This window comes from Aliidiomarina sp., from assembly GCF_022565475.1.
Taxonomy (GTDB): domain Bacteria; phylum Pseudomonadota; class Gammaproteobacteria; order Enterobacterales; family Alteromonadaceae; genus Aliidiomarina.
The window spans coordinates 14999-41041 of sequence record NZ_JAIUMR010000016.1; the positions used below are offsets into that span (position 1 = coordinate 14999).

Consider the following 26043-nt stretch of genomic DNA (forward strand, 5'->3'; position numbering starts at 1 on the left):
CTCTTCCATACAAGCTAATTACGAGAACTGACCATGAGCCAGATCCGCCCTATTCGTCGTGCGTTGTTAAGTGTTTCTGATAAAACCGGCATTGTTGAATTTGCCACCGCGTTGCATCAGCGCTCTGTTGAAATCCTCTCTACTGGTGGCACCGCCAAGCTACTAGAAGAAGCCGGTATCCCAGTGATTGAAGTCGCCAGCCATACTGGCCAGCCGGAAATCATGGGCGGACGCGTGAAAACCTTACACCCCAAAATTCATGGCGGTATCCTTGGACGTCGTGACGTTGACCAAGCAGTTATGGAAAAGCAAAATATCGCCCCTATCGATTTGGTTGCGGTGAACCTGTACCCTTTTGCGGAGACAGTAAAGAAGCCAGGATGCAGCCTCGAAGATGCAATCGAAAATATCGACATTGGCGGCCCGACCATGGTGCGCGCTGCGGCCAAGAATCACCGTGACGTCACCATTATTGTCAACGCTCATGACTATGATCGCGTCCTTGGTGAGCTTGCAGAGTTTGATGGAGTGACCGATGCAACCCGTTTCGACCTCGCCATTGCTGCCTTCGAGCATACCGCCGCGTATGATGGCATGATTGCGAATTACTTCGGTCAGCGCTTAAACCCTGAGCAACCAGAGCGCTTCCCGCGCACGCTTAATTTCCAGCTGCACAAAAAACAAGACCTGCGCTACGGTGAAAATAGCCATCAACAAGCAGCGTTTTATGTTGACCCAAGCCACAGCGAAGCATCAGTTTCAAGTTCACAGCAACTGCAAGGCAAAGAACTGTCCTTTAACAATATCGCCGACACCGACGCCGCACTTGAGTGTGTGAAGACCTTCGAGGCGCCCGCTTGTGTAATTGTCAAACATGCCAATCCATGTGGCGTTGCCGTCGGTGCAACCATTCAAGAAGCCTACACGCGTGCCTTTAAAACCGACCCAACTTCAGCATTTGGCGGTATTATTGCGTTTAACCGTCCACTTGACGAAGCGACGGCGCATGCGATTATTAACCAACAGTTCGTTGAAGTGATCATTGCCCCTGGTTGCAGCAAGAAAGCACAGTCGATTGTTGCCGCGAAGAAGAACGTGCGCCTGTTAGTCACCGACGAGTTCGCTGAGCGTCGCGCGCAGTTTGACTTCAAACGCGTACAAGGTGGCTTACTGGTACAAGACATTGATCACGGTGTGGTCAGCGAGTCCGAACTGAAAATTGTCACTGACATCAAGCCCGATGCAAAACAGTTGGAAGACTTGATGTTTGCGTGGAAAGTGGCGCAGTATGTGAAGTCAAACGCCATTGTTTACGCCAAAGACGGGATGACCGTCGGTGTCGGCGCCGGGCAAATGAGTCGTGTTTATAGCGCCAAAGTCGCTATTTTGAAGGCCCAAGACGAAGGCCTCACGATTGCTGGCTCAGTGATGGCGTCAGACGCCTTCTTCCCGTTCCGTGATGGTATCGATGCCGCCGCCGAAGCGGGCGTGAAAGCGATTATTCAGCCGGGCGGTTCCATGCGTGACGACGAAGTTATTGCGGCAGCTAATGAACAAGGTATTGCCATGGTGTTCACTGGCATGCGCCATTTCCGTCACTAACTGCCCTGACACGAATTTAGGAGCATCAGAATGAAAGTATTAATTATCGGTGGCGGTGGTCGCGAACATGCGTTGGCGTGGAAAGCCGCACAGTCTTTACGGGTTGAGCACGTTTACGTAGCCCCGGGCAATGCCGGAACCGCGGTCGAGTCTGGCATGACCAATGTCGCTATTAGCGCCGAAGACATCGACGGTTTATTGGCGTTCGCACAGAAAGAGCACATTGACTTAACCATCGTCGGTCCCGAAGCACCGCTAGTGAAAGGTGTGGTCAATTTATTCCAAAGCCATGGTTTAGCGATTTTTGGGCCGACCCAACAAGCAGCTCAACTAGAAGGCTCGAAAGCGTTCTGTAAAGACTTTCTCGCACGTCACAATATCCCCACAGCAGCCTACGAAAACTTTACTGAAATCGCTCCTGCGAAAACGTATGTGCGCGCTCAGCAATTGCCGATCGTCATTAAAGCCGATGGCCTTGCGGCCGGTAAAGGCGTAATTATTGCGGAAACACTCGAGCAAGCCGATGCAGCCATTGACGATATGCTCGCTGGCAATAAGTTCGGTGACGCTGGCAGTCGTGTGGTGATTGAAGAGTTCTTAGTTGGCGAAGAAGCAAGCTTTATTGCCATGGTCGACGGTGACACCATTTTACCATTCGCTTCGAGCCAAGATCATAAAGCACGCGACAATGGCGATAAAGGCCCGAACACAGGCGGTATGGGTGCCTATTCACCGGCGCCAGTGGTCACCCCAGAAGTCGATGCTTGGGTGATGGAGCATGTCATGAAGCCGACCGTTGAAGGGATGAAAGCCGAAGGCAATACCTATGTCGGCTTCCTGTATGCGGGATTAATGATCGCCCCTGACGGCACTGCGAAAGTACTCGAGTACAACTGCCGGTTTGGCGACCCAGAAACACAGCCGATCATGTTGCGCTTGCAGTCAGACTTAGTTGAACTGTGCTTAGACGCACTAGCAGGCCGCTTAGGCGCAACCCCCATCGAGTTCGACCCGCGCGCTGCAGTCGGTGTTGTGATGGCCGCAGGCGGTTATCCAGACAGCTACAAGAAAGGCGATGTGATTACGGGTATTCCGGCGGCAACCACAACCAGCAAAACATTTCACGCCGGTACTGCCATGGCCAATGATCACATTGTCACCGCCGGTGGTCGTGTGCTCTGTTGCACTGCACTGGGCGACAGCGTGACACAGGCCCAGCAAAGCGCCTACGAATTGGTCTCAGCCATTCACTGGCAAGACGTTTATTTCCGCACCGATATCGCGCACCGCGCCATCAGTCGCGAACAAAAATAGTCCCCAGAAACAACAATGGCTCCCTCGGGAGCCATTGTTTTAATCTTCGACGACTAAGTCATCATCGGCAGTGCTGGAGTCAAAGTCGCTGTCGTCATCGACAACTTTCGAACGTCCATACATACTGCCAACTTTCGGTCGATTAATGCGTGCTTGATATTTCGCCCACGCTTTCTCAACCGCTGTCTCTGCTGTTTGTTCGCCCTTTGCCACGGCTAATAGCGCCTTATCTTCTGCAGTTTCTGGCACAAACTCGCCATTCAACATCGCAGTAACTAAGCAGCCATAATGTAGCAGTGCATCACTCTCGCGAATTGAAAAGTCGCCAGAGCGCGAAAAACCATAAGGATAATTACGGAAGTCATTAAAGGGCTTCCGAAGTAGGGTATCACGGGTTACAGTCGCCATATCATTTCCACCATTCAGACAACTTTCCTATTAGGCAGCTAACTGCCGTGCTCAGGTGACGATATAGAGGTGAAAAAAAACTTTGTCAATCTTTTTCGGTTATTTTCATTAAAATTTAACAACTGACGTGCGCTGCAGGCTGATCGTGAGCCGGTGTCCTTAGACTGATTTTGTCAACAAGTGTCAGGCAGCCTCGAAGTTGACTGCCGATTATTTTATTCTGCTTCCAACAGGACTGACACATTACAAGGACATCATCAACATGACCTCTCGATTTAATAGCCCAGCGACTCTACTTCTCTCACTCGGACTACTTTTAAGTACGCACACTGCTACAGCTCAACAAGATGAACTATTAATCACATTAGGCTTTGCCAGTGCGCCGAGCTTTAGTGAAGAGTCGAGCCAGCGCGGCGCTTATTTGCCGCTCTGGGTGGCTCAGCCACGCGCATTTACGCGGGAAACCGGTTATTACTTGAACGTGGGGATTCCAGAAGCTGAATTATTTAAATCATCTGACGTCAATCGGCATTCAGTGACTGTCGTGAGTGCTGGACTAACGTACCAAGTGACTGACAATGTCTATCTATTTGGTGGTCCCGGCTATTCCTATCAGCGGCAAACGTTCTTTAATTACGACACACAGTCGCGTCATCGTCTCAACGGTAATATCGGCATCGCATTCATCGGCGAAAAATTTGGTGTCCACCTCAACTACGACTCAGGACCAAACGCATTCGGTATCGGTTTTGTCACCCGAACGCGCTGGTTGGGGAACTGATGGATGCGCGTGAGCGCGACCGCAGGGAGCCCGTAGGGCGAGGGCCATGGATGGCGCTCGCAATCGAGACGTAGTCTCGTTTCCATCACCTACATAGCAATAAAGCCACCCGAAGGTGGCTTTATTATCGAATTTGGAGCGGGAAACGAGACTCGAACTCGCGACCCCAACCTTGGCAAGGTTGTGCTCTACCAACTGAGCTATTCCCGCATTTTTGTATCGCTGTCTGTTGACTGCGGAGCGCATTTTACTGAATTTAGGGGGTAATGCAACCCCCTTTTTTCAAGATTTTGTTTGTTCGCTGAAAAAATGTTCACGATAGTACTGTAATTCAGCGATCGATTCTTGAATATCAGCCAATGCTTCATGTTTACCGTGCTTGGTAAATCCAGGCAAAATCTCAGGTTTCCAGCGTTTTGCTAACTCTTTCACAGTGCTCACGTCCAAATTACGATAATGGAAGAAAGCTTCAAGGTTTGGCATGTAGCGCGCAAGGAAACGACGGTCTTGGCAAATACTGTTACCACACATGGGCGACGTGTTCGGCTCGACATATTGCTTCAGGAACTCAATGGTTGCTGCTTCCGCTTCAGCTTCACGGTACTGACTTGCTTGCACGCGCTTTACTAAGCCTGACTCGGTATGTGTCTTGGTGTTCCAGTCATCCATAGCCGCCAGCCGTTGATCGCTTTGATGGACCGCTAACACCGGGCCTTCGGCAATAATATTTAATTGATCATCAGTCACAATCGTCGCAATCTCAATAATCACATCTTGCTCTGGACTTAACCCGGTCATCTCGAGGTCAATCCAAATTAGGCGGCCAGCATTTTCGCTCATCAATACACTCCTCTGTCTACAATGACAAAGAGAGTAACTGATCTCAGCGAGTTTTGGTATCATGCAGTTAACTTGGGCGCAGCCTATGGCGCCCCTCAATCGCACGGGAGAATTCGTGGCAAAGCGAGCTAAACTAACAAAAGGCCAAATGCGGCGGGTTAGAGCCAATCAAGAGAAGCGGTTGGCTAAGCGGCAGATCCAACAGGAAGCTGAGTTTATTGATAGTCAACTCGGTAGCCTTGAGCATGGGCGCGTAGTCAGTCGCTTTGGCCAACATGCCGATATCCTAACCGCTGAAGGTGACATTCTCCGCTGCAATATTCGTCGTACCATTTCCTCGTTAGTGACCGGTGATCGGGTGGCATGGCGCCGCGCAGATGAAACCGAACAAGGTATGCAAGGCGTTGTCGAAGCGGTCGAAGATCGGGAGTCAGTGCTTACCCGTCCGGATATGTATGATGGCATCAAACCTATCGCGGCGAACGTTGAACGCGTGTTTATCATTTCCAGTCCGCAGCCTGCGTTTTCTGACCAAATTATCGATCGCTATTTGGTCGCGTGTGAAGATGCCGGAATTGACGCTGTCATTGTCATGAACAAAACCGACTTAATCAGTCCGGAAGAGCGCGCGCATATTCTCGCGCGGCTCAGCGTGTACGAGCAAATCGGCTACACCGTTTTGCACGTCAGTGCCGTAACCGGCGAAGGCATTCAATTGCTTCGTGACACCATGCAAGGCCACATATCAGTGTTTGTCGGTCAGTCTGGGGTTGGTAAGTCCTCACTTGTAAAAGCAGCCTTACCCGAAGTTGACTTAGCTATTGGCGCCATTTCCGATAACTCTGGTCTTGGTCAACACACCACTACAGTGGCGCGCTGGTATCCGCTCGAAAACGGCGGCGCATTAATTGACTCACCGGGTATTCGAGAGTTTGGTTTGTGGCACATCGCAGCGGACCGCGTTACCGCGTGTTTTCGCGACTTTGAGCCATTTTTAGGCACGTGTAAGTTTCGTGATTGCACACATGCCGACGACCCCGGTTGTGCACTGCAAAGAGCCGTCGCTGACGGCAAGCTAGACGCCGGTCGTTTAGAAAATTATCATCGTATTATTCAATCGTTAGACCAAAGTGAAGGAGCCCGCGGTGGCCAATTTTGATCGTGTAAAAATCACTCTGCAGTACATTGCACCAAAACATTTTCTGTCGCGCGCCATGGGTAAGTTTGCCAGTGCCCGTGCCGGCTGGCTAACCCGCATGTTCACCCAATGGTTTGTGAGTAAATACAACGTCGATATGAGCGAGGCAATTGAAGAAGATCCGCGTGCTTATCCGACCTTTAATGAATTCTTCACCCGGCCACTGAAAGCTGACGCGCGGCCACTCGTGGCCCAAGACGGTGAGCTTGCTCATCCCGTTGACGGGACTGTCAGTCAGCTCGGTCCGATTCGTGGTGACAGTATTATTCAAGCCAAGAATCATGACTATTCTATGCAAGCGCTGCTTGGAGGCGACGCAGCCGTTGCTGAACCATTCAATGACGGTGAATTTGCGACGATTTATTTGGCACCGCGAGATTACCACCGCATCCACATGCCGCTGGCTGGCACCTTGCGCAAAATGATTTATGTACCCGGTGATTTATTTTCCGTTAACCCACTCACTGCCGAAAATGTGCCGAATTTGTTCGCGCGCAATGAACGCGTTGTCGCAGTATTCGATAGCGAGATCGGGCCATTTGCTATGGTGCTCGTTGGTGCCACGATTGTTGCTAGTATCGAAACCGTGTGGGCTGGAACCATCACACCACCGACAGGACCGCGCATTCATACTTGGGACTACCCAACTGAAGGCTTAAATTCGATTCGTTTACACAAAGGCGAAGAGATGGGCCGTTTCAAACTTGGCTCAACCGTGGTTTTAGTCTTCCCGAAAGACACCATGAATTTCGCGGACGAACTCGCTCCCGGCGTCGTGACTCGGATGGGGCAGGTACTCGGAAACGTGGCTAGCAAGGACTGAGGCATGTTTATCTTCGCCCACCGTGGTGCAAGCTTCGAAGCGCCTGAAAACACCTTAGCGGCCTTTCAGCGCGCTCTCGATGCCCATGCCGACGGGATCGAGATAGATATTATGCAAGTGGGTGACGAAATCTACGTCTTTCACGACCGTTATTTGCGCCGCCTCGCTGCTCAGCCGGGACGCTTCCAAGATTTAACCGCAGAGCAAATTGAACGCTTGCGAGTGTTCAACCAGCAACCCATTCCTACCTTGTTACAAACGCTCGAATTTATCGCCGGGAAATGTGTGCTGAATGTTGAACTGAAAGGTGAAATCTCACCCGAGCTATTAAGCCGTGCATTGCAGCGCGCACAAGCTGAGTTTGGCTTTCAACCTGAGCAATTGCTGGTGTCGTCATTTAATCATCACTGGTTAAAAACTCTGCAACGACATCGCCCAGAGATTCGCTACGGCGCCCTCAATGCAGGCTGCTTACTTGACTATGCTCATTTCGCTGCAGACTTAAACGCCTATTCAGTACACATTGACGTTGACTTCATTACTGAGGCTTTTGTCAAAGACGCCCATCAACGCGGACTGGTCGTCTATGTCTACACGGTCGACGAGCCAGAAGATATTCTTGAGTTACAGAAGATGGGCGTCGACGGTATCTTTTCGAACCATCCACAGCATGCCCGCAATGTCCTTTATGGACACACGAGCGCGTCACCCTTTTACAGTTAGAAAAGCGTATCGTTAAAAAAAAGCTCCCATAAAAACGGGAGCTCTTTCATTTCTGTAGCAGTTAAGCTTTGTTTGCTTCCTGCATCGCCTCTTCAGCGGCAATATCCTCACCGCGGCGATCTGGATACTCGGCTTCGAGCGCTTCAAGTTTTTTCGCCAACTGCTTCGGCGAACCCGTGTTCTTCGCTAGGCCCATGTACAACGCAGGCACGAGGAAAATGGTCATAAAGGCTGAGAAGGCAACACCGCAGAAAATTACCACACCGATTACCGCTCGACTTTCAGCACCAGGGCCGGAAGCCAAAACTAACGGCAATGCACTCATTAGCGTGGTGAACGCAGTCATGACGATTGGACGTAAACGCATGCGCGATGCACGTGCCAAAGCGTCTTCAAAACGCATACCCGCATCACGCAGCTGGTTGGCGAATTCAACAATCAAAATACCGTTTTTCGCCGCCAAGCCGATCAACATGATGATCCCTATCTGCGAGTATATATTGATCGTCATTCCCGTCGCCCAAAGACCAAATAAGGCCCCGAATACAGCGAGCGGGACGGTCAATATAATCACAAATGGATGGACGAAACTCTCAAATTGCGCAGCGAGCACTAAGAAAGTGATCGCGAGTGCCAGAGCAAAGATGAAGATAATCGTGCTCCCACCCTCCTGATAGAGCATTGACTGGCCTTTGTAATCAATCATGACATCGTCAGGAAGGTGTTGTTCAACCAGACCTTCAAGGTAGCCCAATGCTTCTCCGAGAGAATAACCGTCGGCTAAGTTGGCAGTAATTGTAATCGCCCGCATCCGGTTATAACGGTTGAGCTGACGTGCAGTGGCGCCTTCAGTGACACTGACTAAGTTCGACATCGGCACCAATTGGCCCGTTCGTTGTGAGCGCACATAGATATTATCGATCGACTGCGGTGTCCGGTAATCTTCGCGCTCACCCTCTAAGATGACATTGTATTCTTCACCACGATCTTGATAGGTCGTCACGCGACGAGTACCCAACATACTTTCCAATGTCCGACCGATATCCCCGACCGACACGCCTAAGTCAGCAGCGCGCTCTTGATTAATTTGAATCAACAACTGCGGAACGGTTTCGTCGTAGTCGCTATCAAGCTGAACAAGCCCCGGGTTATTCGCTGCTTCTTCGAAAATGATATCGCGGTAACGCGCTAAATCTTCGAAGGTGTTGCCCTGCAAAACGAATTCGACCGGACGCGAGCTGCCGCCACCACGAATACCACTTCGCATGTTCGCAAAGGCGACAACGTCTGGAATTGTTTCTAATTTCGCACGAACCTCATTGAGAAGCTCAAAAGAACTCCAATCGCGCTCACTGAATGGCACAGTACCAACAATGGCAATACCCGCGCTGTTACCCCAGCCTGGCGTACGAATAATCAAGCGGTCGACTTTGCCCTCATCGATATACGGCAGCAAAATTTCTTCCACTTTAGCCATGTTGCGCGCGTTCGACTCGTAACTAGCACCTTCTGCGCTGCGGACCATGACGAAGAAGTTTCCGCGGTCTTCCGGTGGCACGAATTCTTGTCCGATGTTATCGAGCAAGAGGTAAGCGGCGGCACCAGACAGACCAACCAGAACAAATGCCATGAGCGGAAAACTAATGGTTTTACGTACTGTGCGCTCGTAACCTTCTTCAATCCGTGCAAAACCGCGATCAAGAGCAGCACCGAAACCTTTGCTGCGCTCTTTTTTCTTCAGCAACTTCGAACACAACATGGGTGACAGCGTCAGGGCTGTTATACTCGAGAACGCCACGGCCGCCGCCAATGCTATGGCAAACTCGGTAAAGAGCATACCAATATTACCCTCGAGGAAGACCAATGGAACAAATACAGCGATCAACACTAAGGTCGTTGCGACGACGGCAAAGCCAACTTCGCGCGCACCACGATACGCGGCAAGTAAAGGCGGGTCGCCGGCTTCGACGCGACGATAAATATTCTCAAGGACAACAATCGAGTCATCCACCACAAGACCAATCGACAATACGAGAGCCAAGAGGGTTAAGAGGTTGATCGAGAAGCCCATGGCATAAAGCACGATGTACGAAGACATCAAGGCGACTGGAACGGTGATCGCCGGAATCAGCGTCACCCGCAAATTGCCAAGGAATAGATAAATAACGATGACCACCATCGCCATGGCAATGAATAGTGTGTTGTAGACTTCTTGAATTGAGTCGGCAATAAACACCGAAGAGTCATAACTCGGCACCAAGAACATGCTGGCAGGCAGTGTCGCACTCAAACGTTCGATTTCACGTTTAACGTTTTCAACCACCTCAAGCGTGTTCGCATCAGATTGGCGAATAATGCCCAAACCGACCATGTTAATGCCGTTACCACGGAACTCAGAACGATCATTCTCCGCCTCGAGTGACACGCGCGCGACTTCACCGAGTCGAACGAGATAACCATCACTGCCCGTGGCAATCGACATATTGGCGAAATCAGTTGCGGACAAGTAACTCCGTGCAACACGTACGGTAAATTCACGGTCACGTGACTCGATGCTACCGGCAGGTAACTCGACGTTCTCTGCTCGCAAGCGACTCTCAATATCCGACACTGTGATGCCGCGGGCGGCCATTGCATTGCGGTCAAGCCACAGCTTCATTGCATAGCGGCGCTCACCACCGATGTTAACTCGCGCAACACCATCAACGACCGACAAACGATCGACAATGTATCGGTTAGCAAAGTCGGTCAGCTCCAACGTGGTCATGTTTTCGCTGCGCAGGTTATACCAAACAATGGTGTCTTCGTCGGAGTTCGCTTTGGTGACCTCCGGCGGCATCACCTGCTCCGGTAAACTTCGCAAAACACGTTGCACACGTTCACGAACATCGTTTGCAGCTGCATCGATGTCGCGGTTTTCTTCAAATTCGATGGTGATTTGTGAGCGGCCGTCACGGCTATTCGAGGAAATCGTTTTAATGCCCTGAATACCACTGATGCGCTCTTCGATGACTTGCGTAATTTGGGTTTCGATAATTTCTGCATTGGCGCCCGGATAGGACGTCGAAATAGAAACAACCGGTGGATCAATATTTGGGTATTCACGCAAAGGTAACGAGCTAAAGGCAACGACACCAAAAATAATCAGGATGATGTTGATAACCGTGGCAAATACCGGTCGTTTTACCGACATGTCTGATAAAATCATGACCTACTCTCCTTCGTTACCGTAATGTAACGTTGACAGGTAAGCCATCACGAACACGAATTGTGCCTTCAACCACAATCAGGTCGCCCTCGTCGAGGCCACTGGTGATTTCGACCCAACCCGGCAGGCGGCGTCCCACAGTCACGGTGGTGCGCACTGCACGTTCATCGTCAACTGTATAAACAAAATGCTCATTGCGAATTGGAATGACCGCGGACTCAGGAACCATCAGTGTCAAATCAACACTGCGTTCCAATTGCATGCGTAACAACATGCCCGGACGGAGTTCCATATTATCGTTCGCAATCGAAGCGCGAACCATAATCGAACGAGTGACGGGGTCGACTCGCGAAGCTAAGCTCGCAATTTGACCTTCGAATTCGCGCCCCGGATAGGCAGCAGATAACGCAATTACACGCTGACCGACTGCGAGACTTGGTAAGTAAAGTTCCGGCACTGCAAAGTCGACAAAAATGGGCGAGATATCATCCAGGGTTGAGATGATGTCACCAGGTCGCACTAACTGCCCGACACTGACACCACGCGTTCCTAAACGACCCGTGAAGGGTGCATAAATGTTTAACTCTTCAAGACGGCTGCGCGCCACTTCAAGTTCTGCCGACGTTTGTTCAACACGGACTTCTTGTTCTTCAATCATGCTGCGCGACGCTGCATTCTCTTGAGCAAGCTCGCGAAGACGATTCAATTGACGCTGACTATCGGCTAAGCGGAACTCAAGTTCCTGAACCCGCGCTCGCTCTTCGCGGTTATTCAACGAGACAAGGCGTTGCCCTTCCTCGACATCTTCACCGTCGGAAAAGTGGATCTCGCGAACAGTTTGCGAAACCCGAGCCATAATATCGACCGATTCACGTGCTTGTGCTGTTCCTAACCCTTCAATGATGTCACGAAACTCCATCATTTCCGCGCGAGCACCAACGACGTTCGCTGCACCTTGCGGTCGCATGCCCCCAGTAGGGTCTTCTTCATAAAAAAAGAGGTAACCGACCACGACGGCCATGACCACAGCAACAACCGTGAGAGGGGTGAAGTAAGATCGTTTCGACATAATGCTCCCAGCGTCCTTATATACATCAATCAGCTTTAGCGTTGACGGTATTGTAAACTAAAGGCACCCAGCCTCCGGGCACCTTCAACGCTTATATATCGAAACTGGTCGCAAAAACGATCACTTATGGTAGGCAGGACTGAATTCGTGAACAGCCTTAATGAACGCTTCCGCGTGCGCAGGATCGACTTCTGGGTGAATACCATGGCCAAGGTTAAAGACATGTCCAGTACCTTCGCCATAGCTGGCTAAAATGCACTGAACTTCTTCGCGAATTCGCTCAGGCGCAGCATAGAGTACGCTTGGATCCATATTACCTTGCAGCGCAACTTTGCCACCAGTAAGTACTTTCGCAGTGCCTAAGTCGGTGGTCCAATCGACCCCCAATGCGTCACAGCCCGTCGCCGCCATAATATCTAACCATTGGCCACCATTCTTTGTGAATAATGTGACCGGAACGCGACGACCGTCTGCTTCGCGGACTAAACCATCAACGATTTGCTGCATATACCGCAAGGAAAACTCTTGATAATCACGCGGTGACAACACTCCGCCCCACGTATCAAAAATCATGACGGACTGAGCACCGTTGGCGATTTGCGCATTCAAATAGGAGGTGACCGACTGCGCCAACTTGTCAAGCAACTGATGCATGACTTTGGGTTCCCGATACATCAATGACTTCACTATCGAGAAGTTTTTGGTGCTGCCGCCTTCGACCATATAAGTCGCGAGGGTCCACGGGCTACCCGAAAAGCCGATCAAAGGCACGTCGCCATTTAAGGCTTTACGAATGGTTTTCACCGCATTCATAACATAACCAAGCTCGTCTTCCGGATCCGGCACCGGCAATGCGGCAACCGCTTTGGCGTCGCGGATTGGATGCTTAAAACGCGGACCTTCACCTTGCTCGAAGTACAAACCAAGTCCCATCGCGTCTGGAATGGTTAGGATGTCAGAGAATAAAATCGCAGCATCGAGTGGAAAACGGCGCAGTGGCTGCAAGGTTACTTCACAGGCTAACTCGGCGTTCTTACACAGGCTAAGAAAGTCCCCAGCTTGTGAGCGTACTTGACGATACTCTGGCAGGTAACGTCCGGCTTGGCGCATCATCCAAATCGGTGTGCGGTCCACAGGCTGACGCATCAGGGCACGCAAATAACGATCATTCTTTAACTCTTGGCTCATGTTTTTTTCCTTTCAATCAGTTGCGCGCGATTCTATCAGTTTCACGCCGAAACTTCAGCTTTTACCGTTGCGATTAGCCGGGCGGCAATGGTACCAAGTGGCGGCGTCTTCGGGAGTTGATCAATATCAAACCAGTCCGCGGTGACTATCTCGTCATCCTGAAGATCCAGCTCGCCACTGTCATATTCAGCAATAAAACCCGCCATCAATGAATGTGGAAATGGCCACGGCTGACTCGTTACATACTGTATATTGCGAACTCGTACACCCACCTCTTCGAATACCTCGCGATGAACGCATTGTTCGAATGACTCGCCACTTTCGACGAAACCCGCCAACACTGAATACAGTCCTTCCGGATGGCGAACGCCGCGCGCCAACAGAATTTGACGATCTCGGTACACTGCCACAATCATGCAGGGCGATATGCGCGGATAACAGCGAAACTCACATTCTGGACAAAGCACCGCAAGCTCGTTGCGGTCTTGTACTGTCTGTGTTCCACACTTACCGCAAAACTGATGGGTCGTGAGAAAGTGCTGTAACTGGCAGCCACGGCCGGCAATGGCGAACAGTTCGCTATCACCAAATCGCAGTAATTGTCGTAAGGGTTGCCATGCGTAACCACCGAGCACCAAGGTAGGTTCAGTTAATGACAGCACAAAAGCAGGCTTGCCCCGATACTCGCCAATTTGCGCGGTGTATTCGCTTTTGGCACCGGGGATAAAGTTTGCGTTCCCATAGGGAATTGGCTCCGCATCATTTTCGCTCGCTGTCGCCAACACTTGCGTGCCGCTGACAATAAACCACCACACTGCGTGCTCATCTGGTGGTGTGATATCAGGCTTGATCATTGCTTAACTCCTTGCTGGAAATACATTAACAGGTGATGCAGCCCTGTCTTTCGTTCCATTAATTTACGCGATCATTGCAGCGATAGTTGTTGATTTTCTGTGAACCCTCGCAGTACAGTGACAGCAAAGAGTCAACAGAGGTCGACAAAAGGAGCATACATGTTACGTCGAAATAAAGCCGCCAAAGAGCAATGGGCGGGTCTGCATCAAGCATTAGACCGTTGGCTCGAAGAGCGTCAGGAGTTACTTGTACGCTATTGTCAGATTGCCAGTTTACCGCCTTATGACAAACATTGGGAACAACTGCCTCCAGCACAAGAAATTCGCGCATTTTGCGAAATCTTAGTCGACTATATTTCCGCAGGTCATTTTGAGCTCTATGATCATATTCTCGAAGAAGCGAATGCGCACAATCAGTCTACTGCTGAATTCAGTGACAAGATATACCCGCAAATTCATACAACAACAGAGACGGCGTTGGACTTTCATGATACCTACGCCGAGGTATGTGATACCGATACCTTACCGAATTTTACCCGTGATATTTCGTCGTTAGGGGAAGCCTTGCAAACACGACTCGAGTTAGAAGATCAACTGATTCAAATGCTTGCTGAAAAGGATGTGGTCGAAAATTAACCCTCACTGACGATAAAAATAGGCGTTACAGCAGAGCTGCAACGCCTTTTTTATTGGTGGTTAGATTACTCGTCGCCACCGACAACACGAACAGACAAGGTGTTCGCTTCAATGTCTTCACGATGGAACCAAATCGGTGCCAAGCGCGGTTGTTCCGAATAAAATTCCGTTTGGTCGAGATAATGGGGGGAACGAATATCAGATGACTGCGAGTAGGTTAATAGTCCGCGGCCTTCCGGTCCGTCTTCCGTGAAACGCATGACAAACATCCAACTCGAACCACTGGTAATGTGGTAGCCGTGTTCTGTCATTTGCGACCCCGGTAAGCTCGGATAGCGATGACGTGGCAGTAAGGTACCGTCCTGTGCGCCTTGCGAGGCAAATACATTGAAGCCACCTTCGATATTGTTAGCTCCACCCCACGGCAAACGCATACCACTCGGTTGGCCGTTGGGCAGACTACGCTCAACAAACTGAACGTCGCCAAATTGCGCATCAAGCGCAAATGGGGTTTGGGCAATCGTCAGTACTGCACGTGCTAAGTGTTGCAAGATTACCGGCGGATTAGCCAAGCCATTCGGCGTTGTCAGCGGTTGCATCCGGTTATACGGGACTGCCCATTGCGGATTACGGTTGAATTGTTGAGCAAACTCACGGAATACGTGCGCTCCAACACTTTCTTTATTCATCCGGCCATCCCATTGCGACAAGGCCGAACAGGCCGGGGCCACGTTGACGTCATGGCCGTCAACCGTGACAGGCGTTTCGCCATGTGCAGAGCAGATCGCTAGCAGATCAGCAAGGATTTCTTCACCGAAATATGCGCGGTTGCTCAGTAATGCTTCCTCAAGATCCGCCAACGTGACAGCGCTCAGTTCGGTTAACTTTTTCTGCCCCATTCGTGACCGTAAGGTTTGTTGATCCAACGCAGGACCGAACAACAAAAGGTCTTTTTCGTCGTCGGTAATAATTGGCGCAGCCGGATTGGTGAGCCAATAACTATTGTTCGAGTTCTGCACAAAATCCGTCCGCCGTAAGCGTGGAGCGCGCTCGTGTGGGACGACACCTTGCGCACGGAAACGCTCACTGTTGGCTGGAATAAGCGTGAATGGCGCTTGACCACGAATAGCAAGAAACGCTAAGTCCGTACGCAAATCGGCTAATGCTTCAGGGTCGATATCCGGAACCGATGATCCGTCGGCAAAAAAGACGTCGCCGTGGCGATCCGCCACCATAGCATTATTAAAAATGAGACCAGTTTTGTTATAGAACAGACGCTCAACTTCGTCTATATCCGAGGCCAGATTCAAGCCAAGCCAATGATCAAGAATGTCGAAGTTGGGTAGGTTGGCATCATACAGCGCAAACGCCGATTTGGTTCCGACTAAGTCCATACCCCATTGGAATGCGCCCGGGATCGAGAGCATGGGTCCAAACGAGCTATGATAGAAGGTTTTCTCTAACGTGATGCTGCTTCCGGGACCTGTGGCCACCTGAATTTGCACGGTTTTCTCTTGGATTTGACGACGCTCACCGTCCACCAAGTACGTCATACCGCTGGCGTCGCTCGGGTCTAAGTGCAATTGATACACTACAAAACGTTCTGCGGTAGAGAAAGTGTGCGTCCACGCAATGTTTTCGTTAAAGCCGATATTAACGACGCCGGGCATGCCGGAAAGTGAGCCGCCGACTACTTTCATTTCACCTGGGATTTCAATACCAAAACGCCAGAACCTTTGATTGCCGACGTGCGGGAAATGCGGGTTCGCCAATAACATGCCCTGTCCGTTCTCGGTCATATCGCTGCCTAAGGCCCAGCCGTTGGAGCCTAAATCCGACGGATTTGTCTCAGGGATACCGACACTCGCGGCATCGAAATTCATATCAAATGACGACGCGCCGACCGGTTGTGGGGCAAAGTCCACACCCGGGGGTGTGCCAATGAAGAGCGGCTCAAGGAAGTTTGCCGCCCCCGGCAGTAATGCGACACCAAGCGCGTACACCAACATGTCGACAGGCTCTATTGGTTGTATCCACGGCATACCTGCGCAAGGGGGCGCGATATTGGCCACACCAGTGTCGGTTAGGTACTGATTATAGCCAGCAGCATAACCTTCAACTAAAGCGCGACTGTGCTCACTGAGCGAGCTGTAATTACTTTCTGCCAGCTCGCGAATGCCCAGCGCTTTGTAGGTTAAATCGTTGATGACATTCGCGCTATCGCCAGAACCGAGCACCGCGTCTGGTCCAAAGAAGGCAGAACGCTGTGAATTAAAACGAACGATCTGGTCCGCTAAAATACAAATATTATCTTCGGCGAATGCATAGGCGGTGCCGTAAGCAATCCCTTCAAGGCTATCGGCGGTAATATAGGGAACACCAAAATCGGTGCGGCGTATTTCCGCAGACACCTCACCCGGAGCAAACGTGGTTACCGCAGGAAAGGAATAACTGGGTCGTGGCGGTGGTGGCGGTGTACCGCCGTCAGGTGGATTGGTTGGTAGCGAGGTACCACTGCTGCTAGATGAACTAAAACAGCCGGTCAAGGCGAGACTGCATGCAGCTGCAAGCAGTCCATACCGAGTCAAATTACTAAGCGGTTTCATGGAGATTCCCCATTGTTGTTTGTTGTTTTTTTGTATTCGCAAGTATTGTTGGCTATTTTGTAAAGGTCAAACCAGTCTGGTGGTATAGAAATAAAAAAGCCCACGACAACGAAAAACGCCGCGGGCCTTAAAATTTCTTGAAAACGCTTGGTTTAGTTGGCGTTCGCGTCAACAACGTCAAGCAATTCGACTTCAAAAATCAATGTCGAATTGGGTTGAATCACACCATTTGCGCGTTCAGTTGCGCCGTAAGCTAACTCGGCTGGAATCACAAAGCGATACTTAGCACCGACTTTCATTAGCTGAAGACCTTCAGTCCAACCGGAAATAACACGATTGAGCGGGAAGCTAATCGATTCACCACGCTGGTAAGAACTATCGAACACTTCGCCAGTTACGAGAGTGCCTTCATAATGCACTTCGACAATGTCGGTTGGGCCTGGTGAAGCGCCGTCTTCTTGGCCTTCACGTAACACTTCGTACTGCAAACCCGAAGCGGTCACCGTCACTTCATCACGTTGCGCATTTTGCTCTTGATAGGCTAAACCGATCTGTAGGTTTTCGGCGCCAGCTTGCTCTTGTGATTGCTGCTGCTGTTCTGTCAATGCAACCAGCATTTGGTCCCACTGCTCGTCGATTTCTTCATCGCTCATGCGACTTTCGTTGGCCAATGAATCTGTGAAACCTTCGACAACCGCGCCGCCGTTCAATGGCTGATCAATTTCTGACAGGAAGTCATGCACCATAAGTACTTGCACCGCCATGTATGCACCTAAGGTGTACAGCATGTTGGCTGCTTCGTCTTCTTCAGCGATGTCGATTGCTTCCATAGCCGGCAGACCTGCCATCACCGGATTTTCGTTTAAACCACGGCTCATCAGTTCGAACTGAAAACGCTCAGCGTCAACCTGAGGCTCCAGATGGAGTAAATCAACAAAGCCAGCACGCATAATGTGCTGCTTTTCCGCATTTTGCAGGTCTGGATATTCTTCCTTCACATTATCAAGAAGCTGACGCGCTTCCCGCAATGAAGCTGCGCCAACTGCATAAGAGCGCAACGATTGCTCGTCCGATAAGTCGCTTTGCTGAGGCGCGCCACCACAGGCAGCAAGAATAACCGTCGCGAAAGCAACTGAAAGGAATTTAAACATTAACTTCATGGATTTCTCCGTTATGATGTAAGTTTTAACGCAAGAGGCGTGGTACTGTACCTAATCAACAAGTGCACTATCATATACGCAAACGCATACAAATTACCATGAGGCAGATTAAGAATGTCGTTTTCAGACGCAATTGATGACACCCGTCAGCGCATTTCCGAGCTTGAGCGTCGCAGCGACGATCTCGAATCGCAATTGGCGTTTCAAGAAGAAACCATCGATGCTTTGAATCAGCTGGTTACAAAACAAAACCAAGAGCTGCAGACCCTGCAAAAGCATCTGCAATTGCTCGTCGAGCGCATGCAACAAATGCGCGACAGCCAGGACCAACAACCGCTTGATGAGCGTCCTCCACATTACTAATTCGGACGCACCACAGTTAAGGAGCATGCATGTCACAGCGTCACCCTATTATTGCCGTCACCGGCTCATCGGGCTCAGGCACCACGACAACCAGTCAAGCCGTCCGACACATTTTTCGGCATCTCAAAATCAACGCAGCATTTGTTGAAGGTGACAGCTTTCATCGCTATACCCGTCCGGAAATGGATGTCGCAATTCGCAAAGCTCAGGAACAAGGTAAACATATTAGTTATTTTGGCCCTGAAGCGAACGACTTTGATGCCCTTGAGCAACTTTTTGCGAGTTATGCTGAGAGCGGACAAGGCCAGCACCGACACTACCTTCATAGTTTTGACGAAGCCGTGCCTTATAACCAAATGCCGGGGACGTTCACACCTTGGGAACCACTCCCAGAAGCAACCGATATGCTCTTCTACGAAGGCCTACACGGTGCAGTTGCCAATGAACAACATAACGTTGAACAATTTGTCGATTTAAAAATTGGCATGGTGCCCATCGTCAACTTAGAGTGGATTCAAAAACTGATTCGCGACACCTCGGAGCGTGGTCATTCACGCGAGTCGGTGGCGCAAAGTATCGTGCGCAGTATGGACGACTACATTCACCACATTGTTCCCCAGTTTTCGCGTACTCATATTAACTTCCAGCGCGTTCCGACCGTCGATACATCGAATCCATTCAGTGCCAAAGACATTCCAACCATGGACGAAAGTTTTGTGGTGATTCGTTTCCGCGGCATTACCGACGTCGACTTCCCTTATTATCTACAAATGATCGATGGCTCCTTCATGTCGCGAATGAATACCTTGGTCGTGCCCGGTGGCAAGATGGGCTTTGCGATGGAGTTGATCCTGACGCCGTTAATTCAGCGCTTACAAGAAAAACGCCGGATCGCTTTGAACGACTAAGTCAACTAACTGAAATTACAACCTTGAGTAGGACGAATTAAAAAAGCTGTCATCGTTGAAGATGACAGCCTTTTAATCGTTTGCCCGCTCTGAAATATCAGCGTTTAACCGTCAATCACTTCGAAGCTATGCGTCACGTTCACACTTGCGCCGAGCATAATGGAGACTGAGCAATATTTATCAGCACTGAGTTTTACCGCGCGTTCGACATGCTGCTCAGCAACGTCTTTGCCGAACACTTTGAAATGCATGTGAATATCGGTAAATACGGCCGGAACGCCGTCTGCGCGCTTGCCTTCAAGTTCGACCTCGCAACGAACAAATTGCTGGCGGGTCTTCTCCAGAATACTAACGACATCGACCGACGAACAACTACCTGCGGCCATCAGAACCATTTCCATTGGCGTCGGTGCATGACCTTCGCGGTTACCGTCCATGACCACACTGTGACCGGTTCCTGATGTCGCCACAAACTTCATGCCGTCGAGCCACTGTACTTTCGCTGTCATTGCTGCGCTCATGCTGACTTCCTTAAAACTTTAAGCCCGGGCTTAATGCGGCCGGCATATCCATCTTGTCTGCTTCAACCGACGCCACTGGGTACGCACAATAGTCTGCTGCATAATACGCACTTGGACGATGGTTACCACTATCACCAATACCACCAAACGGAGCTGCGCTGCTGGCACCAGTAATCGGCTTATTCCAATTGACAATACCAGCACGAATATGGGCAAAGAAATGATCCCAGTCGGCACGATTGTCGGCCAGTAAGCCCGCTGACAAGCCAAAACGCGTGTTATTCGCTTCGGCAATCGCCGCATCGAAGTCGTCGTAACGATACACTTTTAATAAGGGACCAAAATGCTCTTCGTCTGGCATGGCTGAAACCGCGCTTACGTCGAGGATGCCAGGGGTCACAAACCCTTTCGCTGCATCAGGTTGAACCATTTCAACGAGAGCCCGAGCACCCAGCTCGACGAGCTGGTTTTGGGCGGCAACCATACCAGCAGCTGCTTTTGCTGAGATCATGGCACCCATAAACGGCTGTGGATCAGCGTCATAGTCACCGACCGCGATATTCTTGGTGACGTCAATGAGGCGCGCCAAAATAGCGTCACCCTGCGCGCCATTCGGTAAGAACAAACGACGTGAACAGGTACAACGTTGTCCGCTCGTCACAAACGCCGACTGAATAATATTGTGCACAGCAGCGTCGATGTCACTGACATCTTTAACGATAAGCGGATTGTTGCCGCCCATTTCCAGCGCTAAAATTTTGTCTGGACGACCACCGAATTGCTCGTGTAACAACTTACCCGTGGTGGACGAACCGGTGAAAAAGAGACCATCCATCTGCGGATGTGAAACTAATGCTTTACCCGTTTCCACTAAACCTTGAACGAGGTTGACGACGCCGTTTGGAATGCCGGCTTGTTGCCACAACTTCACGGTTTCTTCCGCAACCCAAGGGGTTAATTCGCTTGGTTTAAACACCACCACGTTACCAGCTAATAAAGCGGGTACGATATGGCCATTCGGTAAGTGCCCCGGGAAATTATACGGGCCAAATACTGCAACAACGCCATGCGGTTTGTGACGGATAAATGCTTTCGCGCCCGGCATTTCATTCTCGACGGTGCCGGTACGTTCATGATAAGCACGCTCAGATATACCGACTTTACCCATCATGGCGGCCACTTCGGTACGCGTTTCCCACAAAGGCTTGCCCGTCTCTTTGGCCATGACCAAAGCAAGATGTTCTTTGTTTTCTTCTAACAGCTCGGCAAATCGTTTGACCACAGCTAATCGCTCTGAAAACGATTGTGATGACCATGCCGGAAATGCAGCGCGAGCAGCCGTCATGGCTGCATCAACTTGCTCAGCTGAGGCTGCTTGGCCCTGCCAAACCACCTGGTTTTTGGCCGGATCAATCGACTCCATTGCGACGCCTGCACCGGCAAGCCATTCACCATTAATAAATAAACTATTACTCGAACTCATGAACAATTCTCCTTACAGAGGGGCAATTCGGACTTGGTCACCAGCTTTCACCAACAGTGCATCGGCTTGTTGCTGGGTAAGGACCACGTCATCACCACAGAGATTGACATCCGCCTGACAGGCGCGGAAATCTTTTAATTTGGAATTACAAATCAGAACGTTTTCACTGACTTCGGGCTGGCCAATGCGAACCGTAACGATGCGGCTATTGCGAATCGTCCGCAATTGACTGACCTCCGCCTCAACCGTCGGCCCTGCGTCAAAAATGTCAACATATCCGCGAAAACGGAAACCTTCCGACTGCAATAACTTCAAGGCCGGCAAGGTATTGTGATGGACTTTTCCGACCACCTCTTGCGCGGCTTTATCGAGCATATTGACGTAGATTGGGAAACGCGGCATCAGTTCGGCAATAAAGGTTTTCTCACCAATCCCAGTTAAATAATCTGCACTCGGGAAGTCCATGGTGAAAAAGTGCTTTTCTAGCCAAGCCCAAAACGGCGAGCGTCCGTCCTCATCGGAAATCCCACGCATCTCAGCAATGACTTGCTTAGCAAAGCGCTCACGGAACTGTGCCATGAACAGCAAACGGAATTTCGATAACACCCGGCCATTGCGACCTTGGCGGAGGGGTTCACGCAAAAACAGCGTACACAGCTCACTGACACCGGTGTAATCGTTACACAGCGTCAAGGTTTGTAACGCATTGTAAACATTGTGTTTCGTCGAATGGTGAACCACTTTACCTAAATGGTAATGATAGAACGCGTTAGAGAGCCCTACCGCACCTTCAATACCGCTGACACCGACGATTTCGCCGCTACCAGTGTCTTCCATGACAAATAGGTAACCTTCTTCGCCCGGTTGCGCGATCTGATTTTTCGCAAAGGCTTCTTCGGCACGTTCAATACGACGGTGCAACAGATCTTCATCAACGGGCAACGACGTGAAGCCGTGCCCGGATTCTACTGCACACTGATACAACGCTTCGTAGTCACGTGCTTCGATAGGTCGAATCACTAACATACTGAGTCCTTGGGTTAGGCGTGAGCTGCGACGACTTTTGCAACCGCTTGTTCGAAACGCGCCATACCTTGCGCAATATCGGTTTCGCTAATAATCAGTGACGGTGTAAAACGAATCACATCCATACCGGCGACCAAGACCATCACGCCTTCGTCGGCACCAGCATTGAGGAATTCGCGCGCTTTGCCTTTGTACTTTTCGGTCAGCTCAGCACCTAATAACAGACCCATACCGCGTACTTCTTTGAAGACATTGTGTTTGTCATTGATTTTAGCAAGCGCCTCACGGAACCATTGTTCCCGCTGCTTCACACCATCGAGCACTTCTTGCGTATTGACGACGCTCATCACGGCTTCAGACACTGCACAAGCCAGTGGGTTACCACCGTAAGTACTGCCGTGAGTACCCGGCTTCAAATGCGCTGCAATGCTTGCAGTCGTCAACATCGCACCAATCGGGAAGCCTCCACCAAGTGCTTTCGCCGTGGTCAGAATGTCTGGCGTGACACCCGTTTGCTCGTAAGCGTACAACGTACCCGTGCGGCCAAAGCCGGTTTGCACTTCATCAAAAATCAACAATGCATTGTGCTGGTCACAAAGCTCGCGTACACCTTTTAAGAATGCTTTGTCGCCCGGTACAACGCCACCTTCACCTTGCAACGGCTCAATCATCACTGCACAGGTTTTTTCCGACATGACTGCAGCCAGGCTTTCGAGGTTGTTGAACTCAACATGCTGCACACCCGCTGGTTTCGGACCGAAACCATCCGAGTAAGCTGGCTGACCACCGACGGTTACAGTGAAGAAGGTACGGCCATGGAAGCCTTTGTGGAAGGCGATAATTTCCTGTTTGCTCTCACCGTGTTCTTCCAATGCCCAACGACGCGCCAGTTTCAGTGCAGCTTCGTTCGCTTCAGCACCGGAGTTAGCGTAATACACCCGCTCGGCAAAGGTTGCGTCGGTCAATTTTTTCGCCAACCGCAGGGCAGGCTCATTGGTTAACACATTACTTAAATGCCACAATTTGTTCGCTTGTTCAGTCAGCGCATTGACCATGACTGGATGGCAGTGACCAAGACAGCTCACCGCGATACCGCCGGCAAAATCAACGTACTCGCGACCCTCTTGATCCCAAACTCGCGAACCTTCACCGCGCACTGGAATAATCGCCGCCGGGTTGTAATTTGGAACCATAACTTCATCAAAAAGCGCACGAGTAACTGGCATTTGATCTGACATAAAAAAGCTTCTCCTGTTGCCAAAATTGTAATTGTACAGACAAGTCAATTGTGGCCACATTATGGCATGTTCAAAGCCAAATGTCTGTGTTCTGTCGAGGTGGCGACGGAAAGAAATTGCGACCGGAATTTAGAATTGCGACACGCTCGCATAAGTATGCATGCAGCGAGTGTTAGCTCGCTCGCTGTGGGAGCTGTTCACACTGCTGTTGATTTGGCGTAACCAATTGATTTAATAGGCGACTATTCACAATATTGAGGAAGTTCGCCAGCACTTGATGACCATGTTCGCTGAGCACAGATTCTGGATGAAATTGCACACCGAAAATAGCCAAATTTTTATGCTGCAACGCCATAATTTCAGGTGCTAAACCGGCTTGATCGACCCACGCTGTTGCTTCAAGACAAGCAGGCAAGGAATCTGCGGCAAGGACCAGCGAATGATAGCGCACCACGCTGAAAGAGTCTGGCGTCCCAGCAAAGATCGGGCTTTGATTATGGCGAATTACTGACGTCTTACCGTGCATCACGTCTTGCGCTCGCACCACCTTTGCACCAAATGCCTGACCAATCGCTTGGTGTCCCAAACACACACCAAGCATTGGTATTTCGCCAGCGAGCTCCTGAATGACTTGCAGACAAATGCCTGCTTCATTTGGCGTACACGGCCCAGGTGAGATCACAATACCATCGGGTTTCATGGCGCGGATGTCAGCGACGGTTAAGGCGTCATTGCGTTCAACTTGCACCTCTTGCTCAAGCTCACGAAAATAGCGCACCAAGTTATGGGTGAACGAATCGTAGTTATCGAGCATTAAGAGTTTACTCATGGAACAACCTTGCCACCGCCAGAAAAATCGAAAGGCCACTATATTGGCAGCGGATGATACCTGCTTTGCTAGCGGAATGAAAAGAAAAAGCGGGGCGAAGCCCCGCTTGGTAGGATTACTGCTTATTGGCTTCGATAAAGGGTACTGTACTATTCGGCAGCATGGTGGTCGGCAATTTACCGTCCCATGCTTCCGCTTTCACCAGCTCAACCAATAACGGGTTGTCAGCGAGTGCCGCTGCACGCTCGCGAATCGCTTCCGCTTCCGCGTTACCGCGTAAACGAATACTGTCCGCTTCTGCTTGCGCTTGCGCACGCACCCGGTCTGCTTCGGCTGCGGCACGAGTCCGCACGATATCCGCCTCGACACGCTCACGCTCAAGGTTCTGGCGCTCACGTTCAACCGCAACTTCGGCAAGCATGCGCTGCTCTACACTTTCCTCATAGGCCGCACTGAACGACACATCTTCCACTTGCACACCAAGGATAATCACCGGGCCGGTCACTGACCGCTGAACCGCAGCAGCCATTTCAGCATTTAAACGGCCACGCTCACGAATCGACGTTGCAGCATTAAATTGACCAAGCACGGTTTTTGCTTCTTCCAAGACAATACGCGTAACCTGACGGTCAATCAAAGCTTGGCGCGTACCAAAGTTACGATAAACTTCGTCAACTCGGCTGCTATCAATTTGATAACGCACCGATAAATTCATTACCGCCGGCTGTTGATCGTTACTGTAAGCTTCCATGTTGCGATACAGTTCAACCTGTTCCTGGACAGAGATTTTGCGAATACTGTCAACCAATGGAATTTTAAAATGAAGTCCCGGGTCGGAAATCTTGATTAAACTACCGTAGCGAATGACGGCACCCCGTTCACCTTCGTCGACGGTATAAAAACTGCCGACCGACAGTAAAAGAATAAATAGGCCGACAACAATGCCGCCCACAATTTTTATGTTTGTTCCTTTTGCCATAGTTTAGTCCTCTTTATTTTTATTATTCTTGGTCATGATTTCATAGGCTTTAATCACGCCCAGTATCACTAACACCAACACCACGGCTAAGCCGATAAACGATAATCCCAATCCCATTATTATTTTCTCCTTCTTTATTGAATAAAAAGCCACCCTGACGGTAATGCCGATCAGTTAAGAAATTTTCGCGATCGGTTGACCGATCCTTAGAAGGGTTCAAAATCCGTAATTAGGTTCTCTAATTGCGGATTTTTTTATGCGTTTTGAAAGTGAATTGGCAGTAGCG

Annotated in this window: 23 protein-coding genes and 1 tRNA gene; 9 read left to right on the plus strand and 15 right to left on the minus strand. The window is 50.3% G+C overall.

Annotated features, from left to right (window positions below; translation table 11 throughout):
* The first annotated feature begins 33 nt into the window (after window positions 1-33).
* Entirely contained in the window at window positions 34-1602 is a 1569-nt protein-coding gene (gene purH / locus LAT77_RS11630) for a bifunctional phosphoribosylaminoimidazolecarboxamide formyltransferase/IMP cyclohydrolase (RefSeq protein WP_290564735.1), read from the plus strand.
* Between the two features lie 30 nt (window positions 1603-1632).
* Window positions 1633-2916 (plus strand): phosphoribosylamine--glycine ligase, encoded by a 1284-nt coding sequence (gene purD, locus LAT77_RS11635; protein WP_290564736.1) that lies wholly within the window; start codon window positions 1633-1635, stop codon window positions 2914-2916.
* Window positions 2917-2955: 39 nt separating this feature from the next.
* Here purD and maoP read toward each other — a convergent pair whose 3' ends face one another.
* Window positions 2956-3324, minus strand: coding sequence for a DUF413 domain-containing protein (gene maoP / locus LAT77_RS11640; protein ID WP_290564737.1), 369 nt, complete (start codon window positions 3322-3324; stop codon window positions 2956-2958).
* A gap of 262 nt (window positions 3325-3586) precedes the next feature.
* On the opposite strand from maoP, the gene LAT77_RS11645 reads away from it, so the two are divergent.
* On the plus strand, window positions 3587-4105 hold the full coding sequence (locus LAT77_RS11645; protein ID WP_290564738.1) for a hypothetical protein: 519 nt from the start codon (window positions 3587-3589) through the stop codon (window positions 4103-4105).
* A 134-nt stretch (window positions 4106-4239) separates the two neighbouring features.
* Here LAT77_RS11645 and LAT77_RS11650 read toward each other — a convergent pair.
* A tRNA-Gly gene (locus LAT77_RS11650) sits at window positions 4240-4315 on the minus strand.
* A 72-nt stretch (window positions 4316-4387) separates the two neighbouring features.
* Window positions 4388-4945, minus strand: coding sequence for an oligoribonuclease (gene orn, locus LAT77_RS11655; RefSeq protein WP_290564739.1), 558 nt, complete (start codon window positions 4943-4945; stop codon window positions 4388-4390).
* Between the two features lie 115 nt (window positions 4946-5060).
* Between orn and rsgA the strand changes: the two genes are divergently transcribed.
* Genes rsgA through LAT77_RS11670 form a run of 3 tightly spaced genes read left to right on the plus strand, consistent with a single transcriptional unit; the run spans window position 5061 to window position 7689 of the window.
* Entirely contained in the window at window positions 5061-6104 is a 1044-nt protein-coding gene (gene rsgA / locus LAT77_RS11660) for a small ribosomal subunit biogenesis GTPase RsgA (protein WP_290564740.1), read from the plus strand.
* Window positions 6091-6966: an archaetidylserine decarboxylase gene (gene asd, locus LAT77_RS11665; protein ID WP_290564741.1), complete on the plus strand. Its 876-nt coding sequence runs from the start codon at window positions 6091-6093 to the stop codon at window positions 6964-6966. Before rsgA ends, asd begins: the two co-directional genes overlap by 14 nt.
* Before the next feature lie 3 nt (window positions 6967-6969).
* Window positions 6970-7689 carry a glycerophosphodiester phosphodiesterase gene (locus LAT77_RS11670; protein WP_290564742.1) on the plus strand — a complete coding sequence of 240 codons (720 nt, stop codon included), beginning with the start codon at window positions 6970-6972 and terminating at the stop codon, window positions 7687-7689.
* 61 nt (window positions 7690-7750) lie between these two features.
* Here the strand turns inward: LAT77_RS11670 and LAT77_RS11675 are convergent, their stop codons facing one another.
* From LAT77_RS11675 to nudC, 4 genes are all read right to left on the minus strand, one after another.
* On the minus strand, window positions 7751-10897 hold the full coding sequence (locus tag LAT77_RS11675) for an efflux RND transporter permease subunit (protein WP_290564743.1): 3147 nt from the start codon (window positions 10895-10897) through the stop codon (window positions 7751-7753).
* A 16-nt stretch (window positions 10898-10913) separates the two neighbouring features.
* Window positions 10914-11966 carry an efflux RND transporter periplasmic adaptor subunit gene (locus tag LAT77_RS11680; RefSeq protein ID WP_290564744.1) on the minus strand — a complete coding sequence of 351 codons (1053 nt, stop codon included), beginning with the start codon at window positions 11964-11966 and terminating at the stop codon, window positions 10914-10916.
* Window positions 11967-12086: 120 nt separating this feature from the next.
* A complete protein-coding gene (gene hemE, locus LAT77_RS11685; protein WP_290564745.1) occupies window positions 12087-13154 on the minus strand; it encodes a uroporphyrinogen decarboxylase in 1068 nt (355 codons plus the stop codon).
* A 41-nt stretch (window positions 13155-13195) separates the two neighbouring features.
* Window positions 13196-14008: an NAD(+) diphosphatase gene (gene nudC / locus LAT77_RS11690; RefSeq protein ID WP_290564746.1), complete on the minus strand. Its 813-nt coding sequence runs from the start codon at window positions 14006-14008 to the stop codon at window positions 13196-13198.
* Window positions 14009-14167: 159 nt separating this feature from the next.
* Here nudC and rsd point away from each other — a divergent pair, with 159 nt between their 5' ends.
* Window positions 14168-14644 (plus strand): sigma D regulator, encoded by a 477-nt coding sequence (gene rsd / locus LAT77_RS11695; RefSeq protein WP_290564747.1) that lies wholly within the window; start codon window positions 14168-14170, stop codon window positions 14642-14644.
* A gap of 65 nt (window positions 14645-14709) precedes the next feature.
* Here the strand turns inward: rsd and LAT77_RS11700 are convergent, their stop codons facing one another.
* Complete coding sequence (locus LAT77_RS11700; protein ID WP_290564748.1) at window positions 14710-17250, minus strand: acylase; 2541 nt, start codon at window positions 17248-17250, stop codon at window positions 14710-14712.
* A 152-nt stretch (window positions 17251-17402) separates the two neighbouring features.
* Window positions 17403-18410, minus strand: coding sequence for an FKBP-type peptidyl-prolyl cis-trans isomerase (locus tag LAT77_RS11705; protein ID WP_290564749.1), 1008 nt, complete (start codon window positions 18408-18410; stop codon window positions 17403-17405).
* 114 nt (window positions 18411-18524) lie between these two features.
* Between LAT77_RS11705 and LAT77_RS11710 the strand changes: the two genes are divergently transcribed.
* Together LAT77_RS11710 and LAT77_RS11715 are read left to right on the plus strand one after the other, a co-directional pair.
* Window positions 18525-18773 carry a SlyX family protein gene (locus tag LAT77_RS11710; RefSeq protein ID WP_290564750.1) on the plus strand — a complete coding sequence of 83 codons (249 nt, stop codon included), beginning with the start codon at window positions 18525-18527 and terminating at the stop codon, window positions 18771-18773.
* Window positions 18774-18802: 29 nt separating this feature from the next.
* Window positions 18803-19681, plus strand: a complete 879-nt coding sequence (locus LAT77_RS11715; RefSeq protein WP_290564751.1) for a phosphoribulokinase — start codon at window positions 18803-18805, stop codon at window positions 19679-19681.
* Between the two features lie 104 nt (window positions 19682-19785).
* On the opposite strand, the gene LAT77_RS11720 is transcribed toward LAT77_RS11715, so the two are convergent.
* The 6 genes from LAT77_RS11720 to LAT77_RS11745 all read right to left on the minus strand — a co-directional run bounded on the left by LAT77_RS11720 (window position 19786) and on the right by LAT77_RS11745 (window position 25757).
* A complete protein-coding gene (locus LAT77_RS11720) occupies window positions 19786-20202 on the minus strand; it encodes an OsmC family protein (RefSeq protein WP_367118155.1) in 417 nt (138 codons plus the stop codon).
* 10 nt (window positions 20203-20212) lie between these two features.
* Window positions 20213-21685, minus strand: a complete 1473-nt coding sequence (astD, locus tag LAT77_RS11725) for a succinylglutamate-semialdehyde dehydrogenase (protein WP_290564752.1) — start codon at window positions 21683-21685, stop codon at window positions 20213-20215.
* Between the two features lie 12 nt (window positions 21686-21697).
* Window positions 21698-22711 carry an arginine N-succinyltransferase gene (astA, locus tag LAT77_RS11730; RefSeq protein ID WP_290564753.1) on the minus strand — a complete coding sequence of 338 codons (1014 nt, stop codon included), beginning with the start codon at window positions 22709-22711 and terminating at the stop codon, window positions 21698-21700.
* Between the two features lie 14 nt (window positions 22712-22725).
* Window positions 22726-23937 (minus strand): aspartate aminotransferase family protein, encoded by a 1212-nt coding sequence (locus tag LAT77_RS11735; protein WP_290564757.1) that lies wholly within the window; start codon window positions 23935-23937, stop codon window positions 22726-22728.
* Window positions 23938-24121: 184 nt separating this feature from the next.
* Window positions 24122-24778, minus strand: coding sequence for an aminodeoxychorismate/anthranilate synthase component II (locus tag LAT77_RS11740; RefSeq protein WP_290564754.1), 657 nt, complete (start codon window positions 24776-24778; stop codon window positions 24122-24124).
* Between the two features lie 115 nt (window positions 24779-24893).
* Window positions 24894-25757 carry a prohibitin family protein gene (locus LAT77_RS11745; RefSeq protein WP_290564755.1) on the minus strand — a complete coding sequence of 288 codons (864 nt, stop codon included), beginning with the start codon at window positions 25755-25757 and terminating at the stop codon, window positions 24894-24896.
* Between the last annotated feature and the right edge of the window lie 286 nt (window positions 25758-26043).